At 64.1% G+C, this 23,925-nt stretch carries 22 protein-coding genes and 1 tRNA gene; 15 read left to right on the forward strand and 8 right to left on the reverse strand.

The annotated features are described in order from the left end of the window. Window positions 1-7: 7 nt before the first annotated feature. Window positions 8-1,264, reverse strand: coding sequence for a GTP cyclohydrolase II (locus OC450_RS12850; protein WP_256806945.1), 1,257 nt, complete (start codon window positions 1,262-1,264; stop codon window positions 8-10). A gap of 380 nt (window positions 1,265-1,644) precedes the next feature. Here OC450_RS12850 and OC450_RS12855 point away from each other — a divergent pair, with 380 nt between their 5' ends. After that, window positions 1,645-2,772, forward strand: coding sequence for a threonine synthase (locus OC450_RS12855; protein ID WP_211381703.1), 1,128 nt, complete (start codon window positions 1,645-1,647; stop codon window positions 2,770-2,772). 101 nt (window positions 2,773-2,873) lie between these two features. Further along, window positions 2,874-3,680, forward strand: a complete 807-nt coding sequence (locus OC450_RS12860) for a class I SAM-dependent methyltransferase (protein WP_211381704.1) — start codon at window positions 2,874-2,876, stop codon at window positions 3,678-3,680. 24 nt (window positions 3,681-3,704) lie between these two features. Here OC450_RS12860 and OC450_RS12865 read toward each other — a convergent pair whose 3' ends face one another. Together OC450_RS12865 and OC450_RS12870 are read right to left on the reverse strand one after the other, a co-directional pair. After that, window positions 3,705-4,517 (reverse strand): DUF2927 domain-containing protein, encoded by an 813-nt coding sequence (locus tag OC450_RS12865; RefSeq protein WP_211382410.1) that lies wholly within the window; start codon window positions 4,515-4,517, stop codon window positions 3,705-3,707. Between the two features lie 86 nt (window positions 4,518-4,603). Then, on the reverse strand, window positions 4,604-5,185 hold the full coding sequence (locus OC450_RS12870) for a L,D-transpeptidase (RefSeq protein WP_256806944.1): 582 nt from the start codon (window positions 5,183-5,185) through the stop codon (window positions 4,604-4,606). Window positions 5,186-5,451: 266 nt separating this feature from the next. Between OC450_RS12870 and OC450_RS12875 the strand changes: the two genes are divergently transcribed. From OC450_RS12875 to OC450_RS12885, 3 genes are all read left to right on the forward strand, one after another. Continuing rightward, a complete protein-coding gene (locus OC450_RS12875; RefSeq protein ID WP_211381706.1) occupies window positions 5,452-6,999 on the forward strand; it encodes an acetolactate synthase large subunit in 1,548 nt (515 codons plus the stop codon). A gap of 37 nt (window positions 7,000-7,036) precedes the next feature. After that, window positions 7,037-7,555 (forward strand): hypothetical protein, encoded by a 519-nt coding sequence (locus tag OC450_RS12880; RefSeq protein WP_262047997.1) that lies wholly within the window; start codon window positions 7,037-7,039, stop codon window positions 7,553-7,555. A 70-nt stretch (window positions 7,556-7,625) separates the two neighbouring features. Continuing rightward, window positions 7,626-8,324: a peroxiredoxin-like family protein gene (locus OC450_RS12885; protein WP_211381708.1), complete on the forward strand. Its 699-nt coding sequence runs from the start codon at window positions 7,626-7,628 to the stop codon at window positions 8,322-8,324. Between the two features lie 374 nt (window positions 8,325-8,698). Here the strand turns inward: OC450_RS12885 and OC450_RS12890 are convergent, their stop codons facing one another. After that, entirely contained in the window at window positions 8,699-10,237 is a 1,539-nt protein-coding gene (locus OC450_RS12890; RefSeq protein WP_262047998.1) for a peroxidase family protein, read from the reverse strand. 129 nt (window positions 10,238-10,366) lie between these two features. Here OC450_RS12890 and OC450_RS12895 point away from each other — a divergent pair, with 129 nt between their 5' ends. The 8 genes from OC450_RS12895 to OC450_RS12930 all read left to right on the forward strand — a co-directional run bounded on the left by OC450_RS12895 (window position 10,367) and on the right by OC450_RS12930 (window position 18,605). After that, window positions 10,367-10,738 (forward strand): hypothetical protein, encoded by a 372-nt coding sequence (locus tag OC450_RS12895; RefSeq protein WP_262047999.1) that lies wholly within the window; start codon window positions 10,367-10,369, stop codon window positions 10,736-10,738. Between the two features lie 110 nt (window positions 10,739-10,848). Beyond that, on the forward strand, window positions 10,849-11,187 hold the full coding sequence (locus OC450_RS12900; protein WP_211381710.1) for a hypothetical protein: 339 nt from the start codon (window positions 10,849-10,851) through the stop codon (window positions 11,185-11,187). 157 nt (window positions 11,188-11,344) lie between these two features. Further along, on the forward strand, window positions 11,345-11,869 hold the full coding sequence (locus OC450_RS12905; RefSeq protein ID WP_262048000.1) for a hypothetical protein: 525 nt from the start codon (window positions 11,345-11,347) through the stop codon (window positions 11,867-11,869). Window positions 11,870-11,908: 39 nt separating this feature from the next. Then, window positions 11,909-12,391 carry a transcription elongation factor GreA gene (gene greA, locus OC450_RS12910; RefSeq protein ID WP_262048001.1) on the forward strand — a complete coding sequence of 161 codons (483 nt, stop codon included), beginning with the start codon at window positions 11,909-11,911 and terminating at the stop codon, window positions 12,389-12,391. Between the two features lie 138 nt (window positions 12,392-12,529). After that, entirely contained in the window at window positions 12,530-13,207 is a 678-nt protein-coding gene (locus tag OC450_RS12915) for a hypothetical protein (protein WP_211381713.1), read from the forward strand. A gap of 877 nt (window positions 13,208-14,084) precedes the next feature. Next, window positions 14,085-14,996, forward strand: a complete 912-nt coding sequence (locus tag OC450_RS12920; RefSeq protein WP_211381714.1) for a class I mannose-6-phosphate isomerase — start codon at window positions 14,085-14,087, stop codon at window positions 14,994-14,996. Next, entirely contained in the window at window positions 14,993-17,275 is a 2,283-nt protein-coding gene (locus OC450_RS12925) for a glycosyltransferase family 4 protein (RefSeq protein WP_211381715.1), read from the forward strand. Before OC450_RS12920 ends, OC450_RS12925 begins: the two co-directional genes overlap by 4 nt. A gap of 34 nt (window positions 17,276-17,309) precedes the next feature. Then, window positions 17,310-18,605 carry a glycoside hydrolase family 130 protein gene (locus tag OC450_RS12930; RefSeq protein WP_256806938.1) on the forward strand — a complete coding sequence of 432 codons (1,296 nt, stop codon included), beginning with the start codon at window positions 17,310-17,312 and terminating at the stop codon, window positions 18,603-18,605. A 513-nt stretch (window positions 18,606-19,118) separates the two neighbouring features. Here the strand turns inward: OC450_RS12930 and OC450_RS12935 are convergent. From OC450_RS12935 to OC450_RS12945, 3 genes are all read right to left on the reverse strand, one after another. Beyond that, window positions 19,119-19,193: transfer RNA gene (locus tag OC450_RS12935), tRNA-Val, on the reverse strand. A gap of 157 nt (window positions 19,194-19,350) precedes the next feature. Beyond that, window positions 19,351-20,649 (reverse strand): hypothetical protein, encoded by a 1,299-nt coding sequence (locus OC450_RS12940; protein WP_211381717.1) that lies wholly within the window; start codon window positions 20,647-20,649, stop codon window positions 19,351-19,353. 119 nt (window positions 20,650-20,768) lie between these two features. Next, window positions 20,769-21,374 carry a DUF1134 domain-containing protein gene (locus OC450_RS12945; RefSeq protein ID WP_211381718.1) on the reverse strand — a complete coding sequence of 202 codons (606 nt, stop codon included), beginning with the start codon at window positions 21,372-21,374 and terminating at the stop codon, window positions 20,769-20,771. Between the two features lie 139 nt (window positions 21,375-21,513). On the opposite strand from OC450_RS12945, the gene OC450_RS12950 reads away from it, so the two are divergent. Next, entirely contained in the window at window positions 21,514-21,999 is a 486-nt protein-coding gene (locus OC450_RS12950; protein WP_211382411.1) for a YHS domain-containing (seleno)protein, read from the forward strand. 13 nt (window positions 22,000-22,012) lie between these two features. Here OC450_RS12950 and OC450_RS12955 read toward each other — a convergent pair whose 3' ends face one another. Then, window positions 22,013-22,852 (reverse strand): 3'(2'),5'-bisphosphate nucleotidase CysQ, encoded by an 840-nt coding sequence (locus tag OC450_RS12955; RefSeq protein ID WP_211381719.1) that lies wholly within the window; start codon window positions 22,850-22,852, stop codon window positions 22,013-22,015. A gap of 169 nt (window positions 22,853-23,021) precedes the next feature. Here OC450_RS12955 and chpT point away from each other — a divergent pair, with 169 nt between their 5' ends. Continuing rightward, window positions 23,022-23,675, forward strand: a complete 654-nt coding sequence (gene chpT, locus OC450_RS12960) for a histidine phosphotransferase ChpT (RefSeq protein ID WP_262048002.1) — start codon at window positions 23,022-23,024, stop codon at window positions 23,673-23,675. Window positions 23,676-23,925 lie beyond the last annotated feature (250 nt).

Here is a 23,925-nt window from a genome sequence, read left to right on the forward strand (position 1 = left end):
CACGCGATCAATATTTTTCCAGCGACCGTCCGACCACGCCGTTGACGTCCTTCTCCGGCGCGATGTCGGTCGAGTAGTAGCCGGCGGCCTTCTTCGCGGCGATCTCGACATAGGCGTCGGCCGGAATCAGCTCCGGCGGGATCGGTACGCGCTCGACGATGTCGATGCCCTGCGAGGTCAGCGCGTCGTGCTTCATGTCGCTCATGGACAGGAAGCGGTCGATGCGCTTCAGGCCGAGCCAGTGGATCGTATCCGGCATCAATTGCTGGAAGCGTGCGTCCTGGACGCCGGCGACGCATTCGGTGCGCTCGAAATAGGCGGCGGCCGCATCGCCATCCTCCTGGCGCTTGCGGGCGTTGTAGACCAGGAATTTCGTGACCTCGCCGAGCGCGCGGCCTTCCTTGCGGTTGTAGATGACGAGCCCGAGCCCGCCCTCCTGCGCGCCGCGCGCGGATTCCTCGATGCCGTGGATGAGGTAGGGGCGGCAGGTGCAGATGTCGGAGCCGAACACGTCGGAGCCGTTGCACTCGTCATGCACGCGGCAGGTGATCTTGGTGCGATGGTCCGGCAGCTTGGTCACGTCGCCGAACATGTAGACCGTGGTGCCGCCGATCGGCGGCAGGAACACCTTCATGTCCGGCCGGGTCACCAGCTCGGGGAACATGCCGGCGGTCTGCTCGAACAGCGTGCGCCGCAGCTCGGTCTCGTTGGTCGCGAAGCGCTCGGCAAGGCCGGGCAAATACCAGACCGGATCGATCGCGATCTTCACCACCGACACGCTGCCATTGGCATGCACGACTTCGCCGTCGGCGCGCAGCCGTTTTGCGGCCAGCGCCTCGCGGATCTCCGGCAGGTCGAGCCGCGCGCGCGTCACCGCGATGCTCGGCCGGATGTCGGAGCCCTCGGCGATCTCCTTGCCGAAATTCTCGGCGACCAGATGACCCCAGGGATCGAGCGCGACGATCTTTGCAGGATCGCGCCATTGCTCGAACGGTCCGATGGTCGCCGCGGGGAACGTGTTGGTGAGGTCGGGGCGCCGGATCGGATCGAGCGCGCCGGCGGAGACGGCGAGCGCCCGGTACATCGCATAGGAGCCGCCATGGCTGCCGATCACGTTGCGATCCCCAGCGCGCGACACCGTGCCGATGATCGGCCCGCGGGCGCGCGCGTCGGCGGCGCCCCAGTGGATCGGAAAGGCGGCCTTCCGGCCCGGCTCCGGATGGGAGGTCAGGCGGATGTGGTCGGTACGGTTCGCGCGGCTCATGTCCAGGCTCCCAAAAAGCCAACGGCCCGCCGCTCGGACGGGCCTGGCTCTGTTGCGCTGCCGGAACGCCGGCGACGCAAGCTCAATCCAACATATTGTAGCGGCCAGCCACGACAGACAAGTTAATCGTGCTGTGCGGGGTAGGGCCGTTCGCCGCCAAATTCCCGTCATCAGCGCGCCGGCGGGGCTCTTCCGTGCGCCGCAACCTCACGCCGGCGAGCCTTGCCCGCGCGCCGTCGCGATTAGTGTAAGATACTGAAATAATTGTTATTTTTGTATTTTCAAGGGGCGGTGCCTGGTCTCCGCGGCGGCCGTCGAGTTTCTGGACAAAACATGTCATCAGTCCAGTCGCACAGAACGCCCTTGCCCTGGAGACCGCCATGCCCGCCGCCAGCTATATCGATCCCCGCAACGGACAGCTTTATCCGCTGGACCAGCCGCGCTGGTGCTCGGACCAGCGTACGCCGCTGCTGGTGACGCCGGGGGCAGGGCTGTCGCGCGAGGACATCGAGCCCCGCACGCGTTCACTCTGGCGCTACCGGGCAGCGCTGCCGGTCGCGATCGCGCAGCCGATCACGCTCGGCGAAGGCTGCACGCCGCTGGTTCAGCAGAACTGGGGCGAGCTGCGACCGTTCTTCAAGCTCGAATGGTTCAATCCGACCGGCAGCTTCAAGGACCGCGGCTCGGCGGTGATGCTGTCCTTCCTGCGGCAGATCGGCGTCGACGCCATCCTTGAAGACTCTTCCGGCAATGGCGGCTCGTCGATGGCCGGGCTAGGTGCCGCCGGGGGCATGCGCGTGAAAATCCTTGCACCGGCGTCGACCTCGCCGGCGAAGATTGCGCAGGTGCGTGCCTATGGCGCCGCGGTGCAGCTCGTCGAGGGCCCGCGCGAGGAGTCTGAGGCCGAGGCCATCCGCCAGTCGAGCCAGACTTTTTACGCCAGCCACAACTGGCAGCCGTTCTTCCTCGAAGGCACCAAGTCGCTCGCCTACGAGATCTGGGAAGACCTCGGTTTTCGCGCGCCCGACAATGTCATCGTCCCCGTCGGCGCCGGCAGCAGCCTGCTCGGCTGCGCCTTCGGCTTCCGCGAGCTGCTCAAGGCCGGCCAGATCGCAAGGCTGCCGCGCCTGTTCGCGGCGCAGCCGCAAAACTGCTCGCCGATCGACGCGAGCTTTCGGGCCGGCGTCGATACGCCCGTCGCGCGCGAGGTGAGCAAGACCATTGCCGAAGGCACCGCGATCAAGCATCCGCTGCGCCTGCGCGAGATCATCGGCGCCTTGCGCGAGAGCGGCGGCGGCACCGTCGCGCTCACCGAGGACGAGATCGTCGCCGCCCTGCGGCGTCTTGCCCGCCAAGGCCTGTTTGCCGAACCGACCAGCGCCAGCGCGGCCGCGGCGCTGGAAAAACTCTCCGCCAACGGTGCCATCAAGGCGAACGAGACCACGGTCGCAGTCCTGACCGGCACCGGCCTCAAGGCGGCAACCACCGTCGCCGATCTCGTTCAATAGGCCGGCGCGACCGCCCTTGGACGGCCCTTGCGCGTGCGTTGAACCTTCGGCGACCCTTGCGAGCCTCATGAAGATCGACCTCGAGCACAAAGGAGAGTTCCGTGACCGAGCAGGATCCGTTTGCAGGTTTCAAGGCAGTCCAGAAGGAGGCCTGGTCGCTGTTTACGCCGATGGAGGTGTTCACGACGCCGAGTGCCGCCAAGCTCGTTGGTTTTGCCGGCGTTGCCGCCGGCCAAAGGCTGCTCGATGTCGGATGCGGCACCGGTGTCGTCGCGATCACGGCGGCGCGCCGCGGCGCAAAAGTCAGGGGTCTCGATCTGTCGCCGGTTTTGATCGAGCGCGCCCGCGAGCACGCGCAATTGGCGAAGCTCGATGTCGACTTCGCCGACGGCGACGCCGAGAGCCTGCCTTACGGGGACAATGAGTTCGATGTGGTGCTGAGCCAGTTCGGCCACATGTTCGCGCCGCGCCCCGACGTCACCATTGCCGAGATGCTGCGCGTGCTGAAGCCGGGCGGCACCATCGCCTTCTCCACCTGGCCGCCGCATCTCTACGTCGGACGGATGTTCGCGCTGATCGGCCGCCATTTGCCGCCGCCCGAGGGCGTTGCATCGCCGGTGCTGTGGGGCGATCCGAAGATCGTCACCGAGCGCCTCGCGGGCAAGGTGGCGGATCTCCGCTTCGAGATGGACATGATGACGCCGTCCGCACTCAGTCCGCAGCATTTTCGCCGCACCATGGAAACGACCATCGGACCTTTGATCAAGCTGATCGGCCAGTACAAGGACGAGCCGGACAAGCTCAAGAGCTTCCGCGCCGGGTTCGAGGCGCTGATCTCGGAATATTTCGACGCCGGCAACAACGTCATGCGCCAGCAGTTCCTGATGACGAAGGCGACGAAGGTGTGAAGCCCCCAGGGGAGGGGCAGAGCCTCACTCCTTCAGGTCGTTCACGCGCTTCACCCAGATGCGCACGTCGGTGAGCACGCCGGGCAGCGCCGCCTTGACCTCGGCCACGGTCATGCCGGCCTTGATGCGGGGATCGTAGAGCAGATTGAGGATGTATTGGTCGTAGACGTCGAAATAGCCCATCGAGACGTTGTCGTTGAACATCGTCCACGGCACGCTCGCGGTGTCGTTGATCGGCCCAAGCGATTGCAGCAGCTCCTCATAGGCGCAGTCGAGGAAGGTGAAATCGCCGTTGTCGACGGTGAGGATGACGTCGGAATGCTCGATCTCGAAATGCTCGTTCTTGCGAAAGCCGGACAGGCATTGCGGATCGAGCGAGGTGCGGATCTCGCGGGCCTTCTCCGCGCCGTAGAAACTCGAGATGGTGCGGAACAGATCGCGGTCGCGCACGAGCTTCACGCGCACGTTCGCCGCCTCGCTGGAGTCGGTCATGGCGATGTCGAGATGCTGCACGCGGGTGCCGATGTCGGCCACGACTTTGGCGAGCTGGGTCTTGCGGTCGGCGCGGTCGCTCTCGGCGAACACGCGCACCGGCCCGTCGAACTTGCGGATGCGGTCGACGCGGCCGGCGAGATGATACTCGGCGCCGAACGCCGTTTTCAGGAAGCCTTCGACGATCTCGCCGTCGGTAAAATTCTTCTTCTCGGCGCGCTGGCGCGAGGCGATCGCGGGCAATTCGCCCGCGACGGCGATGGTAGTGTCAGGGGCGAACCCGAAGGTGGCGAGCGCCAGCAGGGCGATGCGAAAGCCGGACGAAGGCGGGACCAGTGCGCTCATTGCCATGCGACGCTGCCGTATTCGGAAGCGACGCACAAGACCGCATATTCACCCAACCCGTCGGATTGCGGCCGTTCGCTGCCCGGCTAGTTGTTCAGCACGACCACGGGGGTGCCGACCGAGACGCGGCTGTAGAGGTCGCTGACGTCGTCATTGGTCATGCGGAAGCAGCCCGAGGACACCGCCTGGCCGATCGTCTCCGGCTCGTTGGAGCCGTGGATGCGGTACAGCGTCGAGCCCAGATACATCGCGCGCGCGCCGAGCGGGTTCTCGATGCCGCCCTTCATGTGGCGCGGCAGGTCGGGCCGGCGGGCCAGCATCTGCGACGGCGGCGTCCAGTCCGGCCATTCCTTCTTGGCCGTGATCCTGTGCACCCCGCCCCAGCGGAAGCCGTCGCGGCCGACGCCGATGCCGTAGCGCAGCGCCTGGCCGTTCTGGAGCACCAGATACAGCCGCCGCTCGGCCGTGTTCACCACGACGGTGCCGGGGGCATAATTGCCGTTGTACATGACGGTGGTCCGGGGGATCGGGCTCACGCCGCCGCCGCCGCCGAGATACCCGGTGGAACTGGTACCCGTGAAGTCGAACATTCCGGCCGCAGAGGCGCCGCCCAATGTGGCCGACAGCAATGCGATGGCGGCAATCGGCGCGGCAAAAAACCGGATCATTGTTTCCCCCAGCAAAAAATCGATTCAACGAAAGCCACAGGCCATATTTGCGGGCATTTCGCAAGCCACGGCGCCGTGAGGGACGTCATCCTCGGCGATCGGCGTTACCAAATCGGCAACCACGCCGATTGGTCGGAAAGCATTAGCCAAACCTGCGCATCGTCGCGCGGGGCTGGGCCGCGATGCCGCCTATTGCTTTGACGGAACCAGCGAACAATGATTGATCGGACGGATAATTGGACATTGCCGGTTGCGGGAGCTGACGGATGAACGGTGCGGAAAGCCTGGTGCGGACGATGGTCAAGGGCGGGGTGGACGTCTGCTTCACCAACCCGGGTACCTCCGAGATGCATTTTGTCGCAGCGCTCGACCGCGTCCCGGGCATGCGCTGCGTGCTCGGGCTGTTCGAAGGCGTGGTGACGGGCGCTGCCGACGGCTATTTCCGGATGAAGGGCACGCCGGCCTCGACCCTGTTGCATCTCGGTCCCGGCCTCGCCAACGGCCTTGCCAATCTGCACAACGCCAAGAAGGCGAATTCCGGCATCGTCAACATCGTCGGCCAGCATGCGATCTACCATATCGGCTACAACGCGCCGCTGACCTCCGACATCGAGGGCCTCGCCCGGCCGATGTCGTCCTGGGTCCGCACCTCGCCGGACTCCAAATCGATCGCCGCTGACGGCGCCGCGGCGATCGCCGCCGCCAGAAGCGCACCGCCGCAGATCGCGACCCTGATCCTGCCCGCCGACACCGCCTGGAACGAGGCCGACGGCATCGCCGAGGTTCCGGCCGAGCAGCAGCGCGCGAGCTATTCGCCGCAGGCGGTCGAGCAGGCCGCGAAGATCCTGCATGGCGACGGCGAGGGCACGCTGCTGCTGATGACCGGCAGCGCGCTCTCCGAGCAGGGCCTAGCGCTGGCCGAGCGCATCGCGAACAAGACCGGCTGCACCGTGATGGGCCCGACCTTCCGCCCGAAGATGGCGCGCGGCCGCGGCCGCTATTCGATCGACCGCATTCACTACGTGATCGAGAACGCAATTCCGATGCTGGCGAAATTCCGTCACATCGTGCTGGTCGAGTCCGACGACCCCGTGGCGTTCTTCGCCTATCCGAACAAGCCGAGCGTGCTCAGGCCCGAGGGTTGCGACGTGCACCGCATGACCTCCTGGGGCGAGAATTCGGTCGCCGCGCTCGAAGCGCTCGCGGGCGCTGTGAAGGCCAGTGCGAAGGACGTCAAGCCGCAGGCCCTGGCCGATCTGGTCAAGCCGACCGGCGCGCTGACCCACGCCTCGATCGCGCAGGCGATCGCCTACGCGATCCCCGAGAACGCGATCATGGTCGACGAATCCCTCACCACCGGCCGGGCCTTCTTCCCGCCGACGGCGGCCGCCGCCCCGCACGACTGGCTCCAGAACATGGGCGGCTCGATCGGCTTCTCGACGCCGCTCTCGATCGGCGCCGCGATCGCTTGCCCGGACCGCAAGGTGATCACCATGGTCGGCGACGGCAGCGCGATGTACACGATCCAGTCGCTGTGGACGCAGGCGAGAGAGAACCTCAACATCGTCACCATCGTGTTCGCCAACCGCATCTACCAGATCCTGCGCGGCGAGTTCGACAATGTCGGCGCCGGCGAGCCCGGCCAGCGCGCCAACGACATGCTGCGGCTCGACCGTCCGACGCTGGATTTCGTGGCGCTGGCCAAGGGCATGGGCGTGCCCGGCCGCGCCGTCACCAGCGCGGACGAATTCAACAAGGCGCTGGCCGAGGCTGTCGCCGAGCCCGGACCGCGGCTGATCGAAGTCCAGATGTAGGGCACAGCATCAGGAGCGCCGAGGGCCGGGGGGCAAGATGCAGACCGAGCTGAACAAGGTGATCGCGGCGCTCCGGGACTTCTACGCCAACGAGGGTTTCCTGTTCGAGAAGGACCTTGGCGAGCGGGCGATCACGCACCGCTTCGCCGTGCATCTGGAGAAGCAGTTCGCCGGCTGGGCGGTCGACTGCAACTACGACCGGCTCGGCGAGCGCACGCTGCACCTGCCGCACGGCACCATCATCTCGACCGACGATCATCTGGGCAAGTCGATCTATCCCGACGTCGTCGTGCATCAGCGCGAGATCCCGAACAATCTGCTCACCGTGGAGATCCGCAAGGCGAGCAACCACACCGCGCTCGATCACGACCAGCACAAGCTGATGGCGCTGACCGACGCGCATGTCTGGTTCGCCTATTGGATCGGCGTGCTGCTGGTGCTGGACGCGCACAATGTGACGATGTCGGAGGTCTATGTCAGCGGCCTCCTCGATCAGCCGCTGTCGCGCTGGTTCGCAACGCGGCTGGAAGAGATCGGCCTTGCGGCCGCGCATTGAGGCGCGATCTCGTAAGCGTCAGATGTCGAGGTCAAAGCGGAAGTCGCCCCAAATTGCCATGGAGTGAAACATGAGCAATGAAAGTGCTCACAATCGGCCCACCGTCCCTCTCGCAGCTTCCCTTGCCCTGTTCAGCGAAAATCTGATCGCACGGCGAGGTGTCGAACAAGCGAACATCCTGTTCGGGGGCCAGATAGATCCTGCCATTCAGGCTTTGCGCGTGAGAACCAAAGCCGTCGGCGTTGGCGACAAAGCACCGGACTTTTCGATGCCGATGGCTGAGGGCGGAACATGGAGTCTGGCCGAGCATCTTGCCCAGAACAAGTACTCTTCTCTGGTTATGGTCTTTTACCGCGGCACTTGGTGCGGATACTGCAATGTCTACCTCCGTGGGCTGCTTGGAGTTCAATCGCTGTTGTCCGAAGCCAACGCAGCCTTGATAGCGGTGTCTCCGGAGGCCGTCCCGGTTTTTTCTGACAATACCACTTCCGCCGGCTCGATATTTCCGGTCCTGATCGATCAGGGTGGGAAGATAGCCGAACAATTCGGTCTTACCTTCGAAATGGATGATGCCGCAAAAAGCATATTGAAAGGCTCGAACATCGATCTTGAGAAGCGAAATGCCGACGGCAAGTGGATACTTCCCGTACCTGGTACATTCGTGATTGATCGATCCGGGCATATTGTCTACGCGCATGTCGATGCAGACTATCGCAACCGGCCTGAACCGCAGGAGATCATTGCAATTTGCCGGGCGCTACAGCGATAACCGATATCGCACATTGGAAGATCGAGTGTGGCGGCAGGAAAACGTATTCACTTCCGCCTTTGGCCAAGGCCGAACTGTTGGCATGTCGGTCTCAATGTCGCCTTCTGAGAGCAATCCGGACTCGACGAGTTTATGAGGCCACGCCCGTGAGCTGGCTAATCTTTGGCTGACTCGATGCGCGCTAAAGCGCGTTGAGGTTGGGATGAATCGTCATCGCGCTTTAGGTTCTTGTTTGGGCAAGATCTTTTCGGAAGACCGCTTCGCACTTTTCCGGATCATGCTCTAGCAGCACGGTCGCCTCTCCCCGTCGCGCGCGATGACAAAGGGCCGCTCGCACGACACGAGCGGCCTTTGCATCATCGTCCGTTGCAAGCTCAGTGCAGGGGATCGCCCTGGCCGAGCGCGTAGGCGACGAGGTCCTTCAGCGCGAAGCCGGAGCCGGTCACCGGCGTCCAGTTCGGGTCCTGCGACAGCACGGAGGAATTGTCACCGAACATCATGCCCAGGAAGACTTCGGCGACGATGCGGCCGCCGACCGGCCCGAGTTGCGGCGTCCTGACTCCCGTCGCCGGCGCGCCGGTCGCCGGGACCATCACATCGGTGTGGAAGTTGCGCGCCTCGGCCAGGATGTAGGTCCAGAGCGGGCAGTTGTCGGCAAACACGCCGTTCGCGATGTTCGCGATCTTGACTTGCGGATCGCCCGGTCCCGGCTCGTCGACGGCCTTGCCGATGATGATCTGATCGTCGGTCAGCGGCGTCAGGTTCATCGCCCTGGCGACGGCCTGGCCCGACGGCAGTCCGAGCCGCCAGCCGCGCTCGAGATTGCGCAGCGCCAGTGACGACGGATTGGAGGCGACCTCCGGCGGCAGCTTGCGCAGTGGATCGACCAGCGAGGTATCGATGCGATAGGCGAACTGAAGCCGTCTCTTGTTGTCGGGATTGGTGTCGTCGTCCTCGACGCCGTAGGGGCGCGTGTCCAGATCGATGAAGCGGCCCCAGTCCATGGCGCGTCCCGGTCCCATGGAACGGAAGCCGGTCAGTGCGTTGTGGTCGGGATTGTTGGGATCGGGGAAGATCTGCAGCAGCATGTTGGCCGCGTCGTTCATCCGGTAGCCGGGACGGATCATGGAGTGCCCGAGCCGGTAGGCCGCGACCGAGAACTCGACCGGCATGAACGGATAGGTCTTCCAATGGTAGTGGGCGAGCTTGCTGCGGTCGTAGTGACCTGCGGTCTTCAGCTGGTCAAGCACGCTGGCGTGGACGATGCGCGGCAGGAAGTCGTTCAGCACCACGTATTGATAGTGGAATCTGACGCGCTTCTGCACGTCTTCGAACGACAGGCTGTCATTGTCGTCGACCATGCGGTTGTGAAAGCGCAGCATCAAGGCCTGGAACTGCGAGACGATGCTGTTCTCGTCGTTGCGGGGATCGCCGATCAGCGCGCGGCCCTTGAAGCGCGGCAGGTCGCTGGCATCCGGTACGCCCGCGCCGGTGACCTTCTCGCCGAGGCGGAACTTGATACCGTCATACATGTAGGGCTGATCGTTCGGGCCACGGCCGTAGAGATTGTCCAGGTCGAGCGACGGCGTGCGGAAGTCGACGAGCCCGTCGGGGTCCTGCAGCTTGGTCAACGAGCTGACCGGATCGAAGGTGATGTCGTGGTCGATGAACTGGCCGAAATAGGTGTAGAGCGCGGGAATGCCGCTCTCTTCCGCATCCGGCCCGTCCTTCGGTCCGTCGAAGTCGGCGACCATCTTGTCGGCCAGCGCCGACAGGTTCGCGACATTGTCGGAATCGTTCGGGCCGAATTTGGCCGGTGCGAGCTTGCGGAACATGCGTCCGAAGCGGCCTTGCGAAAGCGACGAACGCGTTGCGTTCAGACCGCGCGGAACAACTGCGTGGCGGCTGGTCATTGAAACACCTCCCTGAAAAGTCACGGTGGAACAAATAAAGCTAAAGTTGTTTTCAACATAATATGCATGTCAGGCTAGATCAGGCGTTTGGACGCCACAAGCCGCCACTTCACACGTTGCGCGGCATCGATGCTGTTCCGGGAGCAAGCGCGATGGACAAGCTGCGGCTGCGCTTTGCAAATTCTTCCCGGAACGATGGCGGATAACATTCTCGTCATCGAAAGACGCAAGCGGCTTCGCGCAGTGTCAATTCGCGGGATCGTCGGCGAGACGGATCGTCTTCACGTCGAGATTGTAGCGACGCGCGCGTCGTGCGCGCACGCCGCGACGTCGTCGGTCGTTGCGCTGCTGCGCGAACGTACAGCGCAGGCGATGATATCGATCGTTCGAAGGATGCGCCTGCGCGGCCGGGGATGCTACGGCGAGCAGGGCCGCGAGCGATGGAATGCCTTGCGTTCGCGACGAGGCACATCGTGCCGCAGCGAGCGGCCGGCTATGTGATCTCGGCCACAGTTTGCGATGGGGTTCCGGCCTATCGTGAGCAGACTTGCATGCGTCTCCCCGGGAGAACTACGCTTGCCACATTCCGATCAGGTATTTTGGAGGTTCTGATGCATAGGTCATACTTGCTGGCTGCGACAGCAGCGCTGGCGCTTCTCACGCAAACACCGCTCGCGTTGGCCCAGGGCGCGCCTGCTGCCGCCGGCACCGCGGCGCCTGCGGCGACAACGACTGCGCCGGCAGCGACGACGACGGCGCCCGGCGCAGCCACCGACAGCTCCAGCCAGCCGAGCGATTCCAAGAAGAGCGCGTCGAAGAAGTCCGCGAAGAAGAAGATGACGCGGCAGCAGGAGATCGATCATTCGGTCGACAGCGGCACCGTGCCCGCGCGCTACCGCAGTTCGGTGCCCAAGCAGTATCAGCAATACATTCCGTTCGATAAGCAGTGACGATCGCGCGGCGGCGCGAGGCGATCAGCCTTTGCGCCGCCGATGTCCTCGAAGGACGGCCCTGGAATGGGATCTTGGCCCTGCCGATTCCGGCCCCACATCCCCGGTGGCGGTCTGCGAGAGCGGTGCTAGATTAGGCCAAAGCCCGGGGGGAGCAATGAGTGACGACGTGAAGGATGCTGGCCTTGTGGCCATGATCAGCAGCATCCTGGGAGGCAACAGGCGCGCAGCAGACGGTATCGTACCGCCGCCGCTCACCGAGGTTCCCCCGACCGCGCCGACGAACGGGTTTGAGCTGGTCGAGCCGCCCACCCCCGATGCTGCGCCGGCCAAGGCCGAGAACAGGCCCGAGAACAAGGCCGAGATCAAGCCCGAGAAAGCGGCCGAAACCGTGCCGGCAGTCACAAAGCCGGTCGAGCCGCCGGTGAAGATCGCCACGACGCCGGACGGCAGGCAATTGCTGCCTGCGGAAGCGATTGCCGATCTCGTGCTCGGCGAGCTGCGCAAACTGGAGGATTTTCCGGCGACCGGCGCCTCAGTCACGGTCTACGGCTACCGGCACTGGAACGCGATGATCACCTTCGCGCCGTTCTCGACGACGTTCCAGAATGCGACGCGGTTCCGCCAGGCCATGCCGGACCTCGTCTTCAAGCTGCGCCGTTTCGTCGAACTTGAGATATAATTCGGCAAATCGTCCAAAACAGTTCGACAGGATTTTGCATTGAGCGTCGCCTTTACCAAGGAAGAGAGCGCCGAAACCGCGGCAGAGACGCTGCTGCCGGATCGCCCGATCTCGCCGCATCCCAACCTCGTGACGGAAGCAGGCTTGCAGGCGTTGCAGAGACAGCTCGACGAAGCGCGCGAGGCCTATGAAGCCGCGCAAGCCATCGAGGACGTCAACGAGAAGCGCCGGCAGTCGGCGGTGCCGTTGCGTGACGCCCGCTATCTCACCGAACGGCTGCGCACGGCGCAGGTCGTTCCTCATCCGGCCTCGACCGATATCGTCGCCTTCGGCAGCACGGTGACCTTCAGCCGCCCTGACGGCCGCGTGCAGACCTATCGCATCGTCGGCGAGGACGAAGCCGACCCCAAGGCAGGCTCGATCTCGTTCGTCGCGCCGGTCGCGAAGTCGCTGATGGGGAAGGCGGTCGGAGACGTCGTTGGGGCGGGCACGCAGGAGATCGAGATTCTGTCGATCGCATGAGGGGCGCGCAGGGCGAGGCGAGGATTGCTATCGACAGGGGCGATCTCATTCGCCTAAACCATGGGCCATGCGTTTCAATTGTCTCGTCCTGATATCGATGGTCTCCGCCGTGTCCGCGCAACAAAGCCCGATGGTTGGATGAGACGGTTTTTGTCGGGAGCGTTGCCGTTTTATGCGCTGGCCGGGTTGGCCATGTGCATGTACCTCGTCCTGTACAGGACTGATCTCTTCGACTTGAACGCCATCGTCCAGGATGCGACCGGTTCACCGTGGTTTCCGGTATTCATATTCGTCTGCGTGCTCCTGGAGTCCGTCTTCCCGTATTTCGGCTATTTCCCCGGAACCGCGCTCATCCTGATGTCCGTGGCGCTCAATCCGAAGCCCGCGGATGTCTCCGTTTTCGTCGTGGCGTGGCTCGCCATCATCGTGGGCGCCGTCTTGAGTTACGGACAGGCTCGTTTTTTCAGACCGTTGTTGCAGCGGGTTGCCTCAAAGGCGGCACTGAACCGGTGTGAGTCGCTTCTCGACGCCTACGGTCCTTACGCGCGCGTCGCCTTGTTCGTTCATCCCAACGCTTGCGCGATGTATTTCACGGCACTCGGACTTCTCGGCCGGAACCTGACGCGAGAGCTCGCCTATCTCAGCGTGGGCGCAGCGGCCTCCGTGGGCATTCTGTTCGTCGTCGTGACCAGACTCGTGTCGTCCATCGGCACGACCGACGATGGGGAATTGCAGGTGCTGCTGGCGGCAGCGCTGGTCGCCATCGGGACCCTCGTCGGCCTCTACGCAGCCTTGCGGCCGGCTCGGGCCGCATGAAGCCTGAACAAGCGAGCAGAGCGCCGTACTCGCGGATGGTTCCTCTTGATGGCGAGACCGCAGCAGGCCCCATCCTGGCGGATTTGGGAATAAGTCTGCAAATTTCTCGCTATTCGGCCAGAAGTGGTTATACCTGAGGCATCACCGCGCGCCCCTGGCAGTCTATCGGTGACTGAGAGCGTTGCGCTCCCGCCCAAGCTAAGGAGGCGGTCAGGTGTCAAATCCAGCCAAATTCGATTTGCGTGAGTGGGGCGTGCCTCCGACGCTGCTGCTGGTCGTTTTCGTGCTGCTCATCGCGGCCGCGTTTATCTTTTAACGTCGGCCCTTCTGCGGTCCGGACCGCGCAACAAACCCGCCAGGAGGTCGCAATGGCCAACAAAGCAACGATCAGGAATGCGTATGGAATGCCGGCCGTGTTCGCTGGATCGAAAACGGGAAGTGATGACGCGGCTTTCGTCTTTGTCAGGGTGGGAGATGAGGAGCGCCGTATGCGATGGGCCGAATGGGATTCGCTCCCGGCATGGACTGGGCCTCGTCCTTCCTGGGGACCGAAATCCAGCACTCCGACATCCATCATCGACTGAGACATTGCGGAAGCCAGGTACGACTTGGCCCCTGGATACGCTGGCGGCACGTCGTGGAGCAAATGAGACGAACGCTGCTGTTGCGAAGTGGAGCGAGTAAAGCGCCCTCCGGGAGGTTGTAATCGCGTGCCGGAGTAGCCAGCTGAGGAGCTCAGCATCCGACGCCTTGGGCGCTGCCCGGATTCGCGACGCCTTAGCCACGCCAAATCCTATTGACGAAATCGGTCAACGGCACGTCGCCCCGACGTGTGCGTCACGGGTCAGGATCACCTATGCCTACCGAACATGCCAGCGTGCGGGTCGTCCACAAGCCCTGGGGCGTCGGCGATCTCAAACCCTGGAGCAATATTGACGGGTCTGGTGGTGCCGTCGGCGAGCTGTGGTTCGAGCGATCCGACGAGAGCGCACCCACCCCCGCCTTGCTGCTCAAGCTGCTGTTCACCAGTCAACCGTTATCCATCCAGGTTCATCCAGATGACACGTTCGCGCGCGCAATGGGGATGCCGAACGGCAAGAGCGAGGCATGGTACATCCTCTCGGCCCAGCCCGACGCGCAGATCGGCGCTGGATTGAAACATCAGGTAACGGCGCAGCAGTTGCGTGCATCGATCCAGGACGGCTCGATCGCCGAACTCGTTCACTGGCGATCGGTTGCCGCAGGTGATGTCATCTACATCCCGGCCGGCACCATCCACGCCATCGGAGCCGGCATCGTGCTCGCGGAAATTCAGCAACGCAGCGACACGACATTCCGCCTGTTCGACTATGGTCGGCAGCGTGAATTGCACGAGGACAACGCCGTCGCCGTTGCCCATCCGTGGCCGCTTCGAACGCTTGGCAATTCGGCGGCCGTTACCGCCAACCGGACGCTTCTCGTCGCGAGCAAGCATTTCGTTCTCGAACGCATTGAACTTCCCGGAGGTTCGAGCTGGGCGCTGCTTGCCGAACCGGAGACCTGGATGCTCATTCTCGAGGGCCACGCCGCAGTCGGTCTGGCCCCGGCATCCGTCGGGGAAGCCATCTTCATCGGTGGCGGCCGCAACAGCATCGAGGTTGGCGACAATGGATTGAGCGCGCTGATCGCGTATCCCGCCAGCCGCCCGGTCGATTTGCTGTTGCAGAGTCTCGACCAGCCCGGCAAGCATGCCCGTCCGGTCGCGCATTCAGTTCCGCAATTCGCAGGCCTCGCCGAGGCGCGAACGTGAGCCCGCTTCGGCGCATCGCAGTCATCGGCAATTCGCTCCCTCGCCGTTGTGGCATCGCGACGTTCACGACCGATCTGGAAAGGGCGATTTCGAATTCGCGGCCGGACCTGGAGGTCAGCATCGTTACAATGAACGACCACGGACAGGCCTACGATTATCCCGCTTCCGTCGCCCTGCAGATCAAGGATGACGCCATCGAAGACTATGTCCGTGCCGCGGCATTCCTGAATGCGGGCCGATTCGACGTCGTTTGCCTGCAACATGAATTCGGGATCTTCGGCGGTGAGGCCGGCGCTCACATCCTGGAGCTGCTTTCGGGCCTCAGCATGCCTGTCGTCACGACGCTGCACACGGTGCTGGCCAAGCCGACCGCCGCGCAGCGTGCGGTCATGGAGCGCCTCGTCGAGGCGTCTTCCAGGATCATCGTGATGGCGAACAAGGGACGCGAGATGTTGCGCAGCGTCTATCGCGTGCCGGACGACAAGATCGAGGTGATTGCCCACGGCATTCCCGATTTTCCGTTTGTCGAGCCCGACGCGGCCAAGGCCAAGCTCGGATTCAGCGGGCGTTCCGTCATCCTGACCTTCGGGCTGCTGTCCCCCAGCAAGGGCATCGAGGTCATGATCGACGCGATGCCTCTGATCCTGGAACGTCGCCCGGACGCGGTCTATGTCGTGCTCGGCGCGACGCATCCCAATCTGGTGCGCGACCAGGGCGAGGCCTATCGCGAGAGTCTGATGACGCGCGTGCGCGAGCTTGGCATCGACGACCACGTCGTATTCCTCGACCAATTCGTCGATCAGGCGACGTTGCTGGAATTCATTTCCATGAGCGACGTCTACGTTACGCCCTATCTCAACGAAGCGCAGATGACGTCGGGGACGCTCGCCTACAGCTTCGGATTGGGCAAGCCGGTCGTTTCGACTCCGTATTGGCATGCGCTCGAGTTGCTGGATGACGGCCGTGGCGTGATCGTTCCCTTCGGCAACGCGGTCGCAGTCGGCAAGGAAATCGCGCAATTGCTCACCAATGCCCCTCGCCGGCAGGCGATGCGCGAGCGCGCCTACGCCATCAGCCGATCGATGACGTGGGAGCGCACGGCCGAGCGTTACATGGTCGCGTTCGAAAATGCACGTCATGGAGACTGGCTCAAGGTGGTGGCGCGTACCGGGCCGGTCGCGGTCGCCCACAGTCCGGCGGCATCTGATATGCAACTGGATCATTTTCTCTCGATGTGCGACGACACCGGTCTGTTCCAGCACGCCGTGCATTCGGTGCCGAACCGGGATCACGGCTATTGCGTGGATGACAATGCCCGTGCCTTGCTGCTGGCGTGCGCCCTCAACAATCCCGGCGAAACGCGCCTGTCCGAAGTGTTGACGGCCCGTTTCGCCGCGTTCGTTCAGCATGCGTGGAATCCCGACACCAGACGGTTTCGCAATTTCATGGGTTTCAATCGAAGCTGGCTCGAAGACCGTGGCTCCGAGGACAGCCATGGGCGAACATTGTGGGCACTGGGTGAGTGCGCACGCAGGGACGCAAGCCCGTCGCGACGCCGATGGGCCGCCGGCTTGTTTGCCGAGGCACTGCCTGTCGTCGAGACCTTTGGTTCGCCCCGCGCGTTGGCCTTCACCCTGCTGGGTCTGGACGGCTATTGCGCCGCTGTTCGCGATGATGCGCGCGCCCGCGCAATCCGGCTTGCTCTGGCCGACAGGTTGATGGCGAGTCTCGCGTCGGTCGAGACGCCGGACTGGACGTGGTTCGAGGAAGGCCTGGCGTACGACAACGCGCGTCTGTCGCAAGCCCTGATCCTCACGGGGATGGCTACGGAAGCACGGGATTACCTCGCCGCCGGATTGCGATCCTTGCGTTGGCTGATGACGCAGCAAACGGCTTCCACCGGGCATTTTCGCCCCATCGGCACCGACGGCTTCGGTGAGTTGCGCCGGGCGCCTCGCCCGTTCGACCAGCAGCCGGTGGAGGCCGCGGCGACGATCGCAGCCTGCCTGACCGCCTGGCGCGCGGAAGGTCATGCCGAATGGAAAGCGATCGCAACCAACGTTTTCGCCTGGTTTCTTGGCCGGAACGATTTGTCGATCGCGCTCGTGGATCCCGAGACCGGCAGTTGCCGGGATGGATTGCATCCCGACCGTGCCAACGAAAACCGCGGCGGCGAATCCGTCGTGTCTTACCTGCTCAGTCTTGCGGATATTCGTCAGCTTGCGCGCGTCAATGTCAGCGTGACGCCGTCGGCGGCGCTTCGCGTCATCGGCGTCTGAGTTCGGTTGACCTCTCCAAAGATCCGAGGACATCTTGTCGCAAGCCAGTTTCCTGCATCGGCAAGCGCTCCATCTGCGCCCCGACCCTACGCGCGTGATCGTTCGGCCGTTCAAGCCGGCAACTGAGCCGCGCGATCTCAACCCGACCGACAAGACGCGCGCCAACCACATCGTCGAACGCGTTTTGGCCCTTGACCCCGAAGTCACCGCCAGCCTGTTGGCGGACGTCTTGGCGAACTTTCAGGGCCGGCATCGCAACCTGCTGGAGACGTTCGAATTCCGCGCCGAGGAGATGGAACGGGCGCTGGCGGCTCACGGCGCTTTTTCGAGCGTCCAGCGCCAGTTGATCGGAGCCTATTTCCTCAACGAATATTCGTTCGAGGCGTCCGCCCTGTTCAATCCCAGCATCGTGCCGCATCCCGACCAGTCGGGCGCGCCGAAAGGCGGCTTGCGCTTCGTTCTCAGTCTCCGGGCCGTCGGCGAGGGGCACGTATCCTCGCTGACATTTCGCACCGGCACGATCGCAGCCGATGGCAGCCTGGCGGTCGATCCGACCGCGCGACTGGCCTCCAGTCCCCGCATCGGGAGCCGCGTACCCGGGCCGTCAGGCGAAACGGTTGAAATTACGTTCAAGGAAGAACAGGACATCAGCGAACGGGTGATTTTTCCGGTTACGGAGTCACAGTCCCAAGGCATCGAAGACGCCCGCTTCGTCCAATTCAGCGATGAGGATCGCAAGACGTATTACGCGACGTTCACCGCGTATACGGGCAGAGCGATACGGTCGGAGTTGATCGAAACGCGCGACTTCCTGTCATTTCGAATGACGCCGCTGCAGGGGACCGCCGCCCACAACAAGGGCATGGCGCTGTTCCCGCGCAAGATTGACGGCAAATACGCGATGATCGCGCGGCAGGACAACGAGAACCTTTACTTGATCTATTCGGACGATCTGCACCAATGGGACGGCGGTCAAGCCATCCTGAAGCCGCGGTTTCCGTGGGAGTTCGTGCAGATCGGAAACTGCGGTTCGCCGATCGAGCTCGATGAAGGCTGGCTGTTGCTCACGCACGGTGTCGGCCCCGTTCGAAAATATTCAATCGGCGCCGCCCTGCTCGACAAGAAGGACCCATCCAGGGTGCTGGGTCGTGCGAGCGAACCTTTGCTGCATCCGGAGCCGTCCGAGCGCGAGGGCTACGTTCCCAACGTGGTCTATACCTGTGGGGCGATGCGGCATCATGATCAGATTATTTTGCCCTACGCCGTCTCCGACACCTATTCCAACTTTGCGACGATCAAGATCGCGGCCCTGCTGCAAGCAATGTCCTGATTGCGCGGAAATCCACGTCTTGGGAGAGGCGGCCTGAGCGGCATCCGGAAGGGTCCATCAATGAAATTGAGGCCCTTGCGCAGCTTCCCGCCTCACGCCGTCGGGCATGGTCACCTCCCTCGACCGTGATGACCTGACTTGCCTCAGGCGTGGCCGAACACCGCATTCTCGCGAATAGATACAGACAGCGCGCCCTAAACCTGCTTCGCTGCTCGATTAGCGTCTTCGGAATATATTAGCGATCAGCCCGGTCTCGTGCCGGGCTTTTCGTCGAATCGCCTGGTTCCATTCGCGAGAGCCACCACGCCCGGGGATGATGCCATCCTGGCCCCTGTCTTGCCCGACGCGTCAAATCGAATTCGGAAAAGCGTAACTTATTGTTTCCGCTCGCCTCGGCTACTGTGCATGGGGTTGTTTTCGACAATTTTGACGGGACGGGTCTCGACCGCCGCGAGGCGTCGATCTTTGTCCGCAACGGGATGGTTCAGGAAGGCTGGCGGGGGGTGGGATGAATGGTGGGCGCACAAGGGATCGAACCTTGGACCTCTCCCGTGTGAAGGGAACGCTCTCCCGCTGAGCTATGCGCCCGGGACCATCATGCAGGCGGCCGGACTTTCGGCCGGCCGGCGCATTGGAGCCCGCGATTTAGAAGTGCGGGCCAAAGGTGTCAAGTTTCCAGGCGCCCCGCGGCCCGAAAACCTTCCGGAGTTCACGCAATCCGGCGACGGGACCGCTTTGGGGCCGTTTACGCGCCCTGCTGGCGGGCGCGGGAGGCGTGGGCCTGGAGTGCGCGGATGCGCTCGGCGAGCGTTCCGCCGCCTTCGGGCAGGGTGCCTGCGGCCGCGCCGTTGGTCGCAGCGTCGTTGGCCGGGCGCGGCGCCGGTCTCGGGGGCTGGCCGGCCTCGGCCGCGAGCAGGGCCTCGATCGGCGAGTTCGGGCCTTCGAGCTGCATCGCGAGCTTGGCCACCTCGGCGGCGATGTCGTTGATGCGCTCGCGCAGCAGCGCGTTCTCCATCCGCTCGGTCGCCCAGGAGCTTTCCGCCTGCTGCTGGATCGCGTTGAGGTCGCGCTGGAGTTTTGCCCGCTCGTCGCGCGCGCTGCGCAGTTGCTCCTCCAGCGCGGTCTTTTCCGCGCGGATCTGCTCCATGGCGGCCGACGACTTGCCGCCGCTCAGGGCTGCGATCTCGACGCGCAGCTCCTTGACGGTGCGCTCGTTGCCCTCGTTGGCCTGGCGGAGCTGGTTGTTCTCGTAGTCGCGCTCGGCAAGCAACTTGCCCTGGGTGGCGAGGCGGCCTTCGAGATCGCTGACGCGGCCCGACAGCATCTCGGCTTCCTTCACCTGCAGCATGAGCTGGCGATCGAGCTCGGTGACGCGCTGGCTCAGATTCTCGACGCGGCCGCGCGCGTCGCCGAGCTCGCGCGAGGCGGTCTCGGATTCGGTGCGCTCCTGCGTCAGCCGGGCCTGCGTCGTGGCAAATTCCTTCTCGGCATCGCCGACGCGGTTCTTCAGCTCTTCGATCTGCGCGCGTACAGCCAACAGCTCGACCTGGCGGCTCTCCGCCATCATCGAGCGGTCGGACAGTTCGGAATTGATCTTTGCCAGCTCGCCCTGCTTGTCGCTCAGCGCAATCTCGGCCTCGCGCAAGGATGCGGTCTTGGCGTTGAATTCCTCTTCGGTGGCGCGCAGCTGCTCCTTCACCGCCTTCTCGCGCGCCTCGAGTGCGAAGATCGTGGCGTTCTTCTCGCCGAGCTCGATCTTCATGCGGTTGATGGCGTCGCTCTTCTTGCCGAGTTCGGCGAGCTGGCTCGTGGTCTTGTTCTTGAGCTGGTCGACGCTCATCTCGAGCCGCCGCGCCGACATGGCGAATTCGGCGCGGAGCTGGTCCTTGTCGGCCTGGATCTCGGCCATCGACAGCGGCGTGGCGGCCTCGAGCCGGCGCGTGGTCAGGCGTACCGCGCGGTTGTGCACCAGCGGCACGATGGCAAGCCCGCACAGCATCGAGAGCAGGAAACCGATCGCCAGGTACATGATCGGTTCGACCATGGGCCAGAACTCCAAAGCTAAGGAAAAATTTACCAACGACATTGCATGCGGGGCCGGCAAAAAGCCAGCCCCGACACGTCGTTAACCTTGATCCGTCGCCTGAGGGGAAAGCGGGGACGCTAGAACGGGTTCCAGGTCGCGCGCGGGGTGAATTTCAAATAGCCGATATTGGCTCCCAGCCGCAGGCCGAGTCCCGAGCGGATCGGCACCAGCACGATGTTGTTGGCGGTGAGCGCCGTCATGCCGAAGCCGCCGATGATGTAGGCCGAGCCGTCGAGGCCGGCGAAGCGCTGGTAGATCGCGTTGGTGGCGGGCAGGTTGTAGACCAGCGTCATCGTGCGCGCGCCGTCGCCGCCCCAGTCGAAGCCGAGCGAGGGGCCCTGCCAGTAGACGCGCAGGTCGCCGGCGTTCTTGGTGTAGAGCGTGCCTTCGCCGTAGCGCAGGCCGGCGACGAAGGCACCGGACCCTTCCTCACCCAGGATGTAGCCGTTGGGCAGGCCCCATTGGCTGACCGCCTTCTCGATGATCGAGGCGAGGCCGCGCGAGACGTTGCCGAAGAAGCGGTGGCCGGCGGTGACGAGCTCGTCCGGCCCATAGGTGCCGGGCGTCGGGGTCCGCTGCGGCGGCGGCAGATCGGGCGGCGGCGCCTGCTGGGCGGAGGCCGGCACGATCCAGCCGACCATCGCGGCAAGCGCGAGCGCAGCAAGGCGTGATGCGAAAGTCATAAAAGAACCCCTGGTATCGAATCCGATCGCTTCCTTAACCTGACGCCAACAGGCGCGGCTCTAGGTTGCGCCGGATGTCCCCTCGACTCGGATGTTATCCGCAGCAACTATGACGGCACAACGGCAGGAAGATAGCCCATTGCGCCCCGGAATTGCCTTGATCGGGCGCCTGGTCTGCCTTCTGGCGGGCATTTGGATCGCCTCTTGCGGAATGTCGGCACAGGCCGCCACCACCGAGCGGATCGTCGTCAATCGTTTCAGCGGCGTGGCCATCGAGGGCTTCGACCCCGTGGCCTATTTCGTCGACGGCGCGGCCGTGCAAGGGACGGCCGAGTTCGAGGCGAATCTCTGGGGCGCGGTCTGGCGCTTCCGCAACGAGGGCAACCGGGCCGAGTTCCTGGCCCATCCCGAAATCTACGGGCCGCAGTTCGGCGGCTACGATCCGGCCGACATCGCCCGGGGCGTTGCCATCGCCGCCAATCCCCGCTTCTACGTGATCTCAGCTCAGCGGCTCTATCTGTTCAGCCGGGAAGCCAATCGCGACGCCTTCGCCGCCGATCCGGAACGCTTCCTCTACGAGGTGGGCAAGCGCTGGCCCGCAATCCAGGACCAGCTCGGTCAGTAGCGGTTTTACAACCTCAGAGGCCTGCTCGGAGTTTTGCCGCCTGCGAGTCGCCCCAGGCGATGAACTCCGGGATGATGAAGCCGCCATCGTGCCGCTCACCGAAGCGGAGCTCGCCGCCCCTGCCGTCGGTCACCCGGCCGCCGGCCGCGGTCACGACCGCGCAGCCGGCCCCGACGTCCCATTCACAGGTCGGCCCGAAGCGGGGATAGATGTCGGCACTGCCTTCCGCGATCCGGCCGAATTTCACGGCCGAGCCGGCCGTCCGTCTGACGGCATTGGGCCTGTTATCGATGAATGCCTCGCTTTTGGGATCGCCGTGCGAGCGGCTCACCGTCGCGATCCAGGGCTCGCCCTGTGCCGGCAATTTGCGGGTATGGATCGGCACGGCAGCGCCGATGGTCGTGCCCTCAAAGCTCACACGCTCGGCACCACGGCCGACGATGCCGCGCCAGAGCAGCCCGAGCGCGGGCGCGGACACGATGCCCAGCAGCGGCACACCTGACGTTACCAGGGCAAGGTTGACGGTGAACTCGTCGCGACCGGCGACGAACTCCTTGGTGCCGTCGAGCGGGTCGATCAGGAAGAAGCTGCCCTGGAACGGCGGCGAGGCGAGCTGGGTCCGCTCCTCCGACAGCGTCGGCACGTCGCCCGCAAGCTGCGCCAGGCCCTCGGCGATGATGCGGTCGGCGGCAAGATCGGCCTCGGTCACCGGCGAGCCGTCCTGCTTGCCTTCGACCCGCATCGTCGCGCGGTTGACGCTGAGGATCGCTTCGCCCGCCCTCACCACCAGCGTGGTCAGCGGCTCCATCAGGCCGGATGCGGCCGCCCCGTCGATGATCCGCTTCACCTGCATGCCTCATTCATCGGCAATTCCGTTCCCTCGACTGATTCGCCGGCGGCTTTAGGGCCGCCTCGACCCTATCGCAAGCTAGCTGCCGCGGGCTTGCGAATGTTAGAACCCGCGGCATCGCCAAGCATGCGTGATTCGCCGCGTCCGTGCCGTGCAATACCAGGAAACCTTTATGTCTGACGCCTCGTCACCCGGTACCGCTACTGCTCCCGATATGCTCGAACTCGCAGCGCTGCTGTGCTCGCGGGTTTGTCACGATCTCATCAGCCCTGTCGGCGCCATCGTCAACGGGCTCGAAGTGCTCGACGACGATCCCAAGCCCGACGATCGCGAGTTCGCGCTCGACCTGATCCGCAAGAGCGCCAAGACCGCGTCCGCCCGCCTCCAGTTCTGCCGGCTTGCGTTCGGTGCCGCCGGCTCTTCCGGAGCCCAGATCGATCTCGGCGACGCCCAGACCATGGCGCGCGGCCACATCGAGGACGGCAAGTGCTCGATCACCTGGAATCTGCCGCGGCTTCTGCTGCCGAAGAATCGCGTCAAGCTGCTGCTCAACATGCTGGTTGTTTCCCAGCACACGATCCCGCGCGGCGGCATGCTGACGATCGATCCGATCGGCGAGGGCGAGACGATGAGCTTCCGCATCACCGCGACCGGGCATAATGCGCGCCTGCCGCAGAACATTTCCGAGCTCCTGAGCGGCGAGCGCGGCCCTGCCGCGGACGCGCACGCGATCCAGCCTTATTACACCCGGCTGCTGGCGCAGGCCTGCGGGCTCATCGTGACGCTCAAGCTGGAGGGCGAAGCCATCATCATTACGGCTTCGTAAACGGGCGGCGTCATCCGCAAGGATTAATCGAATCTTTACGAGGCGCTTCGGCTTGTCCGGAGCGCCTTATCTCTTTGTTGGTTCCGTTCTTTTGCACATACTCAACCATTATTAAACGCTTTGCGGTGAAGCTGGCCCCATTCCGAATTGGCGCATCACGTCTCGTGCGCGCCCTCCCTGTATGAAGGCCTGTTTTCATGGATGATCTGTTGCGGGAGTTTCTGACGGAGACCAGCGAGAGCCTGGACAC

The sequence above is a fragment of the Bradyrhizobium sp. Bra78 genome (genome assembly GCF_024519855.1).
In the GTDB taxonomy this organism is placed as follows: domain Bacteria; phylum Pseudomonadota; class Alphaproteobacteria; order Rhizobiales; family Xanthobacteraceae; genus Bradyrhizobium; species Bradyrhizobium japonicum_G.

Excerpts from the sequence above, each read along its gene's own strand:
- OC450_RS12850 (WP_256806945.1), bottom strand. The coding sequence starts at position 1,264 with ATGAGCCGCGCGAACCGTACCGACCACATCCGCCTGACCTCCCATCCG.
- OC450_RS12855 (WP_211381703.1), top strand. The coding sequence starts at position 1,645 with ATGCCCGCCGCCAGCTATATCGATCCCCGCAACGGACAGCTTTATCCG.
- OC450_RS12865 (WP_211382410.1), bottom strand. The coding sequence starts at position 4,517 with ATGAGCGCACTGGTCCCGCCTTCGTCCGGCTTTCGCATCGCCCTGCTG.
- OC450_RS12870 (WP_256806944.1), bottom strand. The coding sequence starts at position 5,185 with ATGATCCGGTTTTTTGCCGCGCCGATTGCCGCCATCGCATTGCTGTCG.
- OC450_RS12875 (WP_211381706.1), top strand. The coding sequence starts at position 5,452 with ATGAACGGTGCGGAAAGCCTGGTGCGGACGATGGTCAAGGGCGGGGTG.
- OC450_RS12880 (WP_262047997.1), top strand. The coding sequence starts at position 7,037 with ATGCAGACCGAGCTGAACAAGGTGATCGCGGCGCTCCGGGACTTCTAC.
- OC450_RS12885 (WP_211381708.1), top strand. The coding sequence starts at position 7,626 with ATGAGCAATGAAAGTGCTCACAATCGGCCCACCGTCCCTCTCGCAGCT.
- OC450_RS12890 (WP_262047998.1), bottom strand. The coding sequence starts at position 10,237 with ATGACCAGCCGCCACGCAGTTGTTCCGCGCGGTCTGAACGCAACGCGT.
- OC450_RS12895 (WP_262047999.1), top strand. The coding sequence starts at position 10,367 with ATGCTGTTCCGGGAGCAAGCGCGATGGACAAGCTGCGGCTGCGCTTTG.
- OC450_RS12900 (WP_211381710.1), top strand. The coding sequence starts at position 10,849 with ATGCATAGGTCATACTTGCTGGCTGCGACAGCAGCGCTGGCGCTTCTC.
- OC450_RS12905 (WP_262048000.1), top strand. The coding sequence starts at position 11,345 with ATGAGTGACGACGTGAAGGATGCTGGCCTTGTGGCCATGATCAGCAGC.
- OC450_RS12915 (WP_211381713.1), top strand. The coding sequence starts at position 12,530 with ATGAGACGGTTTTTGTCGGGAGCGTTGCCGTTTTATGCGCTGGCCGGG.
- OC450_RS12940 (WP_211381717.1), bottom strand. The coding sequence starts at position 20,649 with ATGGTCGAACCGATCATGTACCTGGCGATCGGTTTCCTGCTCTCGATG.
- OC450_RS12945 (WP_211381718.1), bottom strand. The coding sequence starts at position 21,374 with ATGACTTTCGCATCACGCCTTGCTGCGCTCGCGCTTGCCGCGATGGTC.
- OC450_RS12955 (WP_211381719.1), bottom strand. The coding sequence starts at position 22,852 with ATGCAGGTGAAGCGGATCATCGACGGGGCGGCCGCATCCGGCCTGATG.
- chpT (WP_262048002.1), top strand. The coding sequence starts at position 23,022 with ATGTCTGACGCCTCGTCACCCGGTACCGCTACTGCTCCCGATATGCTC.